At 63.3% G+C, this 9,662-nt stretch carries 7 protein-coding genes and 1 riboswitch; of the genes, 2 read left to right on the forward strand and 5 right to left on the reverse strand.

Annotation, left to right across the window (positions count from 1 at the left end; genetic code table 11):
* Positions 1 to 35 precede the first annotated feature (35 nt).
* On the reverse strand, positions 36 to 3,746 hold the full coding sequence (metH, locus tag AACY45_RS18510) for a methionine synthase (RefSeq protein ID WP_339546785.1): 3,711 nt from the start codon (positions 3,744 to 3,746) through the stop codon (positions 36 to 38).
* 155 nt (positions 3,747 to 3,901) lie between these two features.
* Here metH and AACY45_RS18515 point away from each other — a divergent pair, with 155 nt between their 5' ends.
* Positions 3,902 to 6,187, forward strand: a complete 2,286-nt coding sequence (locus tag AACY45_RS18515) for a fatty acid cis/trans isomerase (RefSeq protein ID WP_339546786.1) — start codon at positions 3,902 to 3,904, stop codon at positions 6,185 to 6,187.
* 138 nt (positions 6,188 to 6,325) lie between these two features.
* Positions 6,326 to 6,910: a Fe-S biogenesis protein NfuA gene (nfuA, locus tag AACY45_RS18520; RefSeq protein WP_045057579.1), complete on the forward strand. Its 585-nt coding sequence runs from the start codon at positions 6,326 to 6,328 to the stop codon at positions 6,908 to 6,910.
* A gap of 82 nt (positions 6,911 to 6,992) precedes the next feature.
* On the opposite strand, the gene cobM is transcribed toward nfuA, so the two are convergent.
* The 4 genes from cobM to AACY45_RS18540 form a co-directional block, all read right to left on the reverse strand.
* Positions 6,993 to 7,739 (reverse strand): precorrin-4 C(11)-methyltransferase, encoded by a 747-nt coding sequence (cobM, locus tag AACY45_RS18525; protein ID WP_339546787.1) that lies wholly within the window; start codon positions 7,737 to 7,739, stop codon positions 6,993 to 6,995.
* 80 nt (positions 7,740 to 7,819) lie between these two features.
* Complete coding sequence (locus AACY45_RS18530; protein WP_339546788.1) at positions 7,820 to 8,233, reverse strand: cobalamin biosynthesis protein; 414 nt, start codon at positions 8,231 to 8,233, stop codon at positions 7,820 to 7,822.
* On the reverse strand, positions 8,230 to 8,934 hold the full coding sequence (locus AACY45_RS18535) for a CbtA family protein (protein ID WP_339546789.1): 705 nt from the start codon (positions 8,932 to 8,934) through the stop codon (positions 8,230 to 8,232). The genes AACY45_RS18530 and AACY45_RS18535 overlap by 4 nt, the downstream gene beginning before the upstream one ends.
* Positions 8,935 to 8,945: 11 nt before the next feature.
* Complete coding sequence (locus AACY45_RS18540; RefSeq protein WP_095170170.1) at positions 8,946 to 9,134, reverse strand: CbtB domain-containing protein; 189 nt, start codon at positions 9,132 to 9,134, stop codon at positions 8,946 to 8,948.
* A 99-nt stretch (positions 9,135 to 9,233) separates the two neighbouring features.
* Positions 9,234 to 9,459, reverse strand: a riboswitch (cobalamin riboswitch).
* Between the last annotated feature and the right edge of the window lie 203 nt (positions 9,460 to 9,662).

Consider the following 9,662-nt stretch of genomic DNA (forward strand, 5'->3'; position numbering starts at 1 on the left):
GCGCCGATAAAGTTCGACCCGCGCCCGTTCACACCTCAGTTGTCGTATCCCAGGTTTGGCGCCAGCCAGCGCTCACTCACACTCAGTTCCTGGCCCTTGCGGGCGGTGTAGCTCTGCACCTGATCCTTGTCGATCTTGCCCACGGCGAAGTACTGCGCCTGCGGATGGGCGAAGTACCAGCCGCTGACGGCCGCTGCCGGGAACATCGCATAGTGCTCGGTGAGGAACACGCCGCTGCGGCCGGCCTTGAGTTCCGAGGCTTGCGGGTCGAGCAGCTTGAACAGGGTGGACTTCTCGGTGTGATCCGGGCAGGCCGGGTAGCCGGGGGCCGGGCGGATGCCGCTGTACTGCTCCTTGATCAGCGCCTCGTTGTCCAGCACTTCGTCCTTGGCGTAGCCCCAGTGTTCCTTGCGCACCTGTTGGTGCAGCCACTCGGCGCAGGCCTCGGCCAGGCGGTCGGCCAGGGCCTTGACCATGATCGAGTTGTAGTCGTCGCCGGCGTCCTGGTAGGCCTTGGCCACTTCCTCGGCGCCGATCCCGGCGGTGGTGATGAAACCGCCGACGTAGTCGGTGACGCCGCTGTCCTTGGGCGCGACGAAGTCGGCCAGGGAGAAGTTCGGCTTGCCATCGGTCTTGATGATCTGCTGGCGCAGGTGGTGCAGGCGGGCAATCGGCTTGCCGTCGTCGCCGTAGACTTCCAGGTCGTCATCATGCACCTGGTTGGCCGGCCAGAAGCCGAACACCGCGCGGGCACTGATCAGCTTCTCGTCGATCAGCTTGGCGAGCATTTCCTGGGCATCGGCATACAGCGCGGTGGCGGCTTCACCCACCACTTCATCCTGCAGGATGCGCGGGAACTTGCCGGCCAGGTCCCAGGAAATGAAGAACGGCGTCCAGTCGATGTACTCGGCCAGGACTTTCAGATCAATGTTGTCCAGGACCTTGGCGCCCGTGAAGGTCGGCTTCACCGGCTCATAGCGGCTCCAGTCGAATTGCGGCTTCTTGGCAATCGCCGCCGCGTAACTCAGACGCTCGGTGCGGGCACTGCGGTTGGCGGTGCGCTCACGGACCTCGATGTATTCCTCGCGGGTTTTGGCGACAAAACCGGCCTTCAGTTCCTTGGACAGCAACTGCGTGGCCACGCCCACCGCGCGCGAGGCGTCGGTGACATAGACCACCGCGTCGTTGCTGTACTTGGGTTCGATCTTCACCGCCGTGTGGGCCTTGGAGGTGGTCGCGCCACCGATCATCAGCGGCAGGTGGAAGTCCTGGCGCTGCATCTCGCGAGCGACATGGACCATCTCGTCCAGCGACGGGGTGATCAGGCCGGACAGGCCGATGATGTCGCACTTCTGCTCCTTGGCCACCTGCAGGATCTTCTCCGCCGGCACCATCACGCCGAGGTCGACGATGTCATAGCCGTTGCAGCCCAGGACCACGCCGACGATGTTCTTGCCGATGTCGTGCACGTCGCCTTTCACGGTGGCCATGAGGATCTTGCCCTTGGCCTCTGGCTTGTCGCCTTTTTCCAGCTCGATGAACGGGATCAGGTGGGCCACGGCCTGCTTCATGACCCGGGCGGATTTCACCACCTGGGGCAGGAACATTTTGCCGGCGCCAAACAGGTCGCCGACGATGTTCATGCCGGACATCAGCGGGCCTTCGATGACCTCGATCGGCCGGGCGAAGGACTGGCGCGATTCTTCGGTGTCTTCGACGATGTGGGTGGTGATGCCCTTGACCAGCGCGTGTTCCAGGCGCTTGTTGACGTCCCAGCCGCGCCACTCCTCGGTCTCGGCTTCCTTGACGCTGCCATCGCCCTTGTACTTGTCGGCGATGGCGAGGAGGGCGTCGGTGCCGTTCGGGGTACGGTTGAGCACCACGTCTTCCACGGCTTCGCGCAGCTCGCTCGGGATCTGGTCGTAGATCTCCAGCTGGCCGGCGTTGACGATGCCCATGGTCAGGCCGTTGCGGATCGCGTACAGCAGGAACACCGAGTGGATCGCCTCGCGCACCGGGTTGTTGCCACGGAACGAGAACGACACGTTGGACACCCCGCCCGACGTCAGGGCGTAGGGCAGTTCGTCACGGATATAGGCGCAGGCGTTGATGAAGTCGACCGCGTAATTGTTGTGCTCCTCGATGCCGGTGGCGACAGCGAAGATGTTCGGGTCGAAGATGATGTCTTCCGGCGGGAAGTCCACTTCGTTGACCAGGATGTCGTAGGAGCGCTTGCAGATTTCTTTCTTGCGTGCTTCGGTGTCGGCCTGGCCCGCTTCGTCGAAGGCCATCACCACCACGGCGGCGCCGTAGCGCTTGCACAGTTTGGCGTGGTGAATGAACTGTTCGACGCCTTCCTTCATGCTGATGGAGTTGACGATGCCTTTGCCCTGGATGCACTTGAGGCCGGCTTCGATCACTTCCCACTTCGAGGAGTCGATCATGATCGGCACGCGGGAGATGTCCGGCTCACCGGCAATCAGATTGAGGAAGGTGACCATGGCCTTCTTCGAATCGAGCATGCCCTCGTCCATGTTGATGTCGATCACCTGGGCGCCGGCTTCCACCTGCTGCAGGGCGACTTCGAGGGCTTCGGTGTAGTTGTCTTCGCGAATCAGTCGGGCGAACTTGGCGGAACCGGTGATGTTGGTCCGCTCGCCGACGTTGACGAACAGCGAGTTGCGATCGATGGTGAACGGCTCCAGGCCCGACAGCCGGCAGGCCTTGGCAATCTCCGGAATCGGCCGTGGGGCGTAGCCGGCAACGGCCTTGGCGATGGCCTCGATGTGCCCCGGCGTGGTGCCGCAGCAGCCGCCGACGATGTTGAGGAAGCCGCTCTGGGCGAACTCCTCGATGACCCGGGCGGTTTCTTCCGGCAGCTCGTCGTACTCGCCGAACTCGTTGGGCAGGCCGGCGTTGGGGTGCGCCGAAACGTGGGTATTGGCTTTGTTCGACAGCTCTTCGAGGTACGGACGCAGCTCACTGGCACCCAGGGCGCAGTTCAGGCCGACGGAAATCGGCTTGGCGTGGGCGATGGAGTTCCAGAAGGCTTCGGTGGTCTGGCCCGACAGGGTGCGACCGGAGGCATCGGTGATGGTCCCGGAAATCATGATCGGCAGTTCGAAACCGAGCGCCTCGAACACGCCCTGCACGGCGAAAATCGCGGCCTTGGCGTTGAGGGTGTCGAAAATGGTCTCGATCAGTATCAGGTCGGCGCCGCCCTCGATCAGGCCTTTGGCGGCCTCGGTGTAGTTCTCCACCAGTTCGTCGAAGGTCACGTTGCGGTAACCCGGGTTGTTGACGTCCGGCGACAGCGAGCAGGTGCGGCTGGTCGGCCCGATCACACCCGCGACGAAGCGCGGCTTGTCCGGGGTTTCCAGGGTCTTGGCGTCGGCCACCTTGCGCGCCAGGCGGGCACCTTCTACGTTCAGTTCGTAGGCCAGGCCCTGCATCCCGTAGTCGGCCAGGGATACCTGGGTGGCGTTGAAGGTGTTGGTTTCCAGGATGTCGGCGCCGGCATCCAGGTAGGCCTTCTCGATCGAGCCGATCACGTCCGGGCGAGTCAGGACCAGCAGGTCGTTGTTGCCCTTGACGTCGCTCGGCCAGTCGGCGAAGCGTTTACCGCGGTAATCCTGCTCCTCGAGCTTGTAGCTCTGGATCATCGTGCCCATGCCGCCATCGAGAATCAGGATACGTTCTTTGAGGGCTTGCTTGAGAACGTGGAGGCGAGCACTGCGATCGGACATGGGGACTACCTGGTCAGGCGATTACGAAGGGCCGGAATCATAACAAACCTGTGCGCTATTGGGGCATGAGCAGGATTTGCATGAATATCGCTCATGTTGAAGCCGGGGCCGGACCGGTAGAATCGCGAGGTTTTTTCATGATCGGGACCAGGGACATGCCGTATCGCGTTTTCATCAGCCTTTTTGCGCTGCTCATCAGCAGTGTCGCCACCGCCCAGGCGCCGGCGATGTCTTACACCCGGGACATTCAACCGATCTTCACCGAAAAGTGCGTGGCCTGCCACGCCTGCTACGACTCCGCCTGCCAGCTCAACCTGGGCAGTGGTGAAGGCGCGGCGCGGGGCGCGACCAAGTTGCCGGTGTACGCCGGCGACCGCAGCAAGGCGGCGAATCCGACGCGGCTCTATTACGACGCGTTCGGCAAGGCGGCCTGGCAACGCAAGGACTTCTATTCGGTACTGGATGCCCAGGGCAGCCAGGCCGCGCTGATGGCGCGCATGCTCGAACTGGGCCATCAAACCCCGTTGCAACCCAACGCCAAACTGCCAGAAGAAATCGTCCTGGGCTTGAACCGGGCCAACATGTGCCCGCAGCCAGGGGAATTCGACACTTATGCCAAACAGCACCCCAAGGAGGGCATGCCGCTGGCGGTGACCGGCCTGACCACGGCGCAGTACCAGACCTTGCAACGCTGGCTGGCGTCCGGGGCGCCCATCGACGAACAAGGCCTGGCCCCCAGCGCACAGGAAGCGCTGCAGATCGTGCAGTGGGAAAACCTGCTCAACGCCCCGGGTGCCCGGGAAAGCCTGGTGGCGCGCTGGCTGTATGAACACCTGTTCCTGGCCCACCTGTATTTCAAGGATGGCGAGCAGGGCCACTTCTTCCAGTGGGTGCGTTCGCGCACGCCCACCGGCCAGCCGATCGACCTGATCAACAGCCGGCGACCCAACGATGACCCGGGGACCCAGGTGTATTACCGCCTGTGGCCGGTGCAAGGGGTGATTGTGCACAAGACCCACATCACCTATCCCTTGAGCCCAGGGAAGATGGCCCGGATCAAAAGCCTGTTCTACAGCGGCAACTGGCAGGTCGACGCCTTGCCGGGCTATGGTCCGGAGCGCCGTGCCAACCCGTTCGTGACCTTTCAGGCGATTCCGGCCCAGGCGCGCTACCAGTTCATGCTCGATAACGCCGAATACTTCGTGCGCACCTTCATCCGTGGGCCGGTGTGCCGCGGACAGATTGCCACCGACGTGATCCGCGACCACTTCTGGGCCTTGTTCCAGTCACCGGAACACGACCTGTACATCGTCGACCCGAACTACCGCAGCCAGGCCACGCCGTTGCTGGCGATGCCCGGGCAGAACGACGATGTCGGCAGCGTACTGAGCCTGTGGCATGCCTATCGCGACAAGCGCAACGAGTACGAAACCCTGCGCCAGGACGCCTACGCCGATGCCCCGGCGCCGAGCTGGTCATCCTTGTGGGCGGGTAACGACAACGCCTTGTTGAGCATCTTTCGCCACTTCGACAGTGCTTCGGTGACCAAGGGCCTGATCGGCGACGTCCCGCAGACCCTGTGGCTGTTCGACTTCCCGTTGCTGGAGCGCACCTATTACCAGTTGGCGGTGAATTTCGACGTGTTCGGCAACGTGTCGCACCAGGCCCAGACCCGGCTGTATTTCGACCTGATCAGGAATGGCGCCGAGCAGAACTTCCTGCGCTTGATGCCCGCCGACTCCCGTGATGATTACCTCGACGACTGGTATCAGGACGGCGGCAAGTTCAAGATGTGGCTGGATTACGCCAGCATCGACAACGACACGCCTACCGCGCTCAAGCTTGCGCCGAAGGACCCCAAGCGCGACTTCGTCCAGCAGTTGCTGGTCCGCTATGGCGACCTCAACGCCCAACCGGACCCGATCAACCGCTGCAGTGGCGCCTACTGCTCCCGGCCGAACATCGACCCGGCCCTGCAGAATGCCGAGCAAGCCCTGAGCCGCCTGACGTCCCGCCCGGCGGCAGGGTTGAAGGTGATCGAGCAGATGCCGGAAGCGACCCTGCTGCGCATCGAAACCGCCGATGGCAAACGTGAGGTCTACAGCCTGTTGCGCAACCGCGCCCACAGCAACGTGGCGTTCATGCTCGGCGAGTCGCTGCGCTATCAGCCGGGGCTGGACACCCTGACCCTGTCGCCGGGGGTGCTGAGCAGCTATCCGAACTTCATGTTCAACATTCTCGCCAGCGACGTGCCGGAGTTCGTCGAAGACATGGAAAACGCCAAGGACGCCCACCGCTTCGAGCGAATCGTCGCGCGCTGGGGCATTCGCCGCAGTCACCCGCAGTTCTGGGTGTATTTCCATGATATGAGCCGCTACCTCAATGAGACCGATCCGGTGGAAGAGGGCGTGCTGGACATGAACCGCTACGAGAACCTCTGACCCACAGCTGCTGCAGGAACTGGCAAGCCGGCGCCTGCAGCAGGTGTTTTCGACAGGGCTTTATCCCGACAAAAATACTGGGACTTTGTCCGGCGCCATGATTGGCGTAAACTGCGCCCAAGCCTGCGAGGAATTTCCATGACCGCCATTACTATTACCGACGCCGCCCACGATTATCTGGCTGATCTGCTCTCCAAGCAGAACACCCCGGGGATCGGCATTCGGGTCTTTATCACCCAGCCTGGCACCCAGTACGCCGAAACCTGCATTGCCTACTGCAAGCCGGGCGAAGAAAAACCTGAAGACACCGCGCTGGGGCTCAAAAGCTTCACCGCCTATATCGACTCGTTCAGCGAGGCCTTCCTCGACGACGCCGTGGTCGACTACGCCACCGACCGCATGGGTGGTCAACTGACCATCAAGGCGCCGAACGCCAAAGTGCCGATGGTCAACGCCGACAGCCCGATCAACGAGCGCATCAACTATTACCTGCAAACCGAAATCAACCCGGGGCTGGCCAGCCACGGCGGTCAGGTCAGCCTGATCGACGTCGTGGACGACGGCATTGCGGTGTTGAAGTTCGGTGGCGGCTGCCAGGGCTGTGGCCAGGCGGACGTGACCTTGCGCGAAGGCATCGAGCGCACCCTGCTGGAGCGCGTTCCCGAGCTCAAGGGCGTGCGCGACGTGACCGACCACACGCAGAAAGAAAACGCCTACTACTAAGGTGTTCGCTGCGACATGAAAAAACGGCGCCCGTGAGCGCCGTTTTTTTATGGTCAACCCGTGTGGCAGCTGCTACAAACCCTCAGGGCCGGTACAGATGGGCATGCCCGGCCCGATACAGCGATGACTCGCTGAAGGTGTCCGCTGCCAGCACCCGGCCCACCAGGATCAGCGCCGTGCGCCGAAAGCCCTTGGCTTGGACCTTGTGGACGATGTCATCGAGGGTGCCCAGGACCCAATCCTGATCCGGCCAACTGGCCTTGTGCACCACGGCAATCGGGCAGTCGGCGCCGTAGTGGGGTAGCAGTTCGGCGACGATCTTCGCCAGGTGGTTGACCCCCAGGTGAATCGCCATGGTCGTGCCGTGCCGTGCCAGGCTGGCGAACTCCTCGCCGGCGGGCATCGTGGTTTTATCGGCGTAGCGGGTCAGGATCACGCTTTGCGCGAGGTCCGGCAGGGTCAGTTCGACCCCCAGCAACGCCGCACAGGCTGCCGTGGCCGTGACGCCGGGGATGATTTCGAAGGGGATGCCCAGGGCGCGCAGGTGGCGGATCTGCTCGCCAATGGCCCCATACAGGCTCGGGTCGCCGGAATGCACCCGCGCCACGTCCTCACCCTTGGCGTGGGCGTGGCTGATCAGCTCGATGATCTGTTCCAGGTGCAGTTCGGCACTGTTGACCACCTGGTGCGCCTGGTGGCCCTGGAGCACTGCTTGGGGCACCAGCGAGCCGGCGTAGATGATCACCGGGCAGTTGCGAATCAGCCGTTGGCCCTTGACGGTGATCAGTTCCGGGTCGCCGGGACCTGCGCCGATGAAGTAGACGGTCATGGCCGGCTCCTGTGAAAAAAGGACAAGGCAAGGCTTCAGATGAAGTTTGCTCATGATCGAAGGGGTGGATTATCGGGATTTTACGAAGCGCAGGCCAATGCAAAGGTGGCCTGGGCGAATTTCTGCCGGGAAATCAGCAGCGTCGCCGGGGTCTGGGCCAGGTGTTCGGCCAGGGCCAGCGCGGCGCTTTCAGCCACGCCATAACAACCGGTGCGCTCGAAGGCGATTTGCGACTGGTGACTGAGGCGGGCTTGATACTGGGCCAGGTGTTCGCTGCTGAAGTAGATCAGCGGCAGCGCCAGTTGGGCGGCCAGTTCAAGCAGGCCGGGCTCTTCGCGCTTGAGGTCGATGCTGGCCAGGGCCTTGATCGAGTGCAGGTCGATCTGGTGCGCCTGCAGGGCCTGATCGAGTAACGCGCGCAGCGTGCTCATCGGGCAGCCGCGTTGGCAGCCCAGGCCGACCACCAGGGTCGGCGCTGCGCGGGTTTCACTCATGCCGGGAACGGGTCTGTGCTTTTGCGGCGGAACAACCAGGCGCTGAGCAGGCCCAGGGCCAACCAGAACGCCACGTTGGTCAGTTGCGAAGCGATCTTGAACTGCGTTTCCAGCTCTTGCGGCGCGAGCATCGAATGCACCGCCGGTTGGGGCGCGCCAATCACATGGGGTACCGCCAGGATGGCAACGCCCAGCAGTTTGAGCAGCCAGTTGCGGCCGAACGCGATCAGGGCGATACCGGCGGCGGTCGAGGCCGCCGTAGCGATCCACCACATCTGCCGTTGGCCCAGGTCGGCCGCGGCGGTGCCCGGCAGCTCCGGTGGCAGGCCGAGGGTCGGTGCCAGGACGAAGGTGGCATAACCGGCCAGGCCCCAGAGCAGGCCCTGGGACGTGCGGGTCGGCGCGCGCAGGGTGTAGAGACCGGCCAGCATCAGGGCAAAGCCGACGGCCACCACCAGGTTGCCGCCCGTGGTCGACAGCACACGCTGCCAGCCGTCTTCCGGCTCCCAGGCTTCGCCGTCATGGCTGTGGGCCGCGGTGCCGGCGGCGTGTTCATGGACCTCAACCGCCGTAGGTGCGGATTGTTCGTAAGTCTCGGCCTGCAGAATCAGCGGGGAGACCCAGAAACTCTGCAGCAGTGTCAGCAGCAGGGCGGCCAGCAGCCCACTGAAACCTGCGGTTTGTGCAATACGCTTGATCATCTGGGCAGGTCTCAGTGGCACGGGAAGGCGGCGCTGTGGCGGGTATCGTGGGCCGCGTTGTGCACGGCCTCGATATGGGAGAACCCGGCGAAGTACACCAGGCACACGCCCAGGATCGATGCGCCGATGGCGGCAACGAGGCGTTGGCCCAGTGTGGTGGTGCTGGCGGTGGCGTGGCGGGTGCTGGTGATGGTCGACATGGCGCTTCCCTCTGGTCAGTCAGGGGTGAATCGTGCGCATGCCAACCTCCGCGAGCCGGGCACGCAGAGACTTGAACAGCGCCCGCCCACCGCGGGTTTGTTAGCTATGTGTTGCGGGCCGGTCTCCGGGCTCACGAGGGGCGGGCCGTGGCCACGCCTGCAAGAATCGCCTTCCCATGCCGTACGACTGGCACAGTGGCTCGGACTCTTCGCTCGCTTACCGTTGCGGGGGCAGCACCGGACTGACATGGCTTTGCAGTAAAGCACATGATTCACCGGTTTCCCGTTTCACCCTGTGAAGGGCACCCGTAACAAGGTGTGTAGGAGAGCATGGGCAGGGGATTGGCGTCAATTGGCATGGGTTCTCAACTCGGGGTCCGAGTCGCCTGCATCGCGGGCAAGCCCGCTCCCACATCTATGGTTACCCCCTTTTCTGCAATACTGTTTCTGATGTCGTGTTTGGCTTGCTTTCATCTATTCGGCGTCTGAGTGGGGGAGCTACCCCGCGCCTCGATGAGAATCGATGCC

The sequence above is a fragment of the Pseudomonas sp. RA_35y_Pfl2_P32 genome, assembly GCF_963970735.1.
GTDB lineage: Bacteria > Pseudomonadota > Gammaproteobacteria > Pseudomonadales > Pseudomonadaceae > Aquipseudomonas.

Excerpts from the sequence above, each read along its gene's own strand:
- AACY45_RS18540 (WP_095170170.1), bottom strand. The coding sequence starts at position 9,134 with ATGTCGACCATCACCAGCACCCGCCACGCCACCGCCAGCACCACCACA.
- AACY45_RS18515 (WP_339546786.1), top strand. The coding sequence starts at position 3,902 with ATGCCGTATCGCGTTTTCATCAGCCTTTTTGCGCTGCTCATCAGCAGT.
- AACY45_RS18535 (WP_339546789.1), bottom strand. The coding sequence starts at position 8,934 with ATGATCAAGCGTATTGCACAAACCGCAGGTTTCAGTGGGCTGCTGGCC.
- cobM (WP_339546787.1), bottom strand. The coding sequence starts at position 7,739 with ATGACCGTCTACTTCATCGGCGCAGGTCCCGGCGACCCGGAACTGATC.
- metH (WP_339546785.1), bottom strand. The coding sequence starts at position 3,746 with ATGTCCGATCGCAGTGCTCGCCTCCACGTTCTCAAGCAAGCCCTCAAA.
- AACY45_RS18530 (WP_339546788.1), bottom strand. The coding sequence starts at position 8,233 with ATGAGTGAAACCCGCGCAGCGCCGACCCTGGTGGTCGGCCTGGGCTGC.
- nfuA (WP_045057579.1), top strand. The coding sequence starts at position 6,326 with ATGACCGCCATTACTATTACCGACGCCGCCCACGATTATCTGGCTGAT.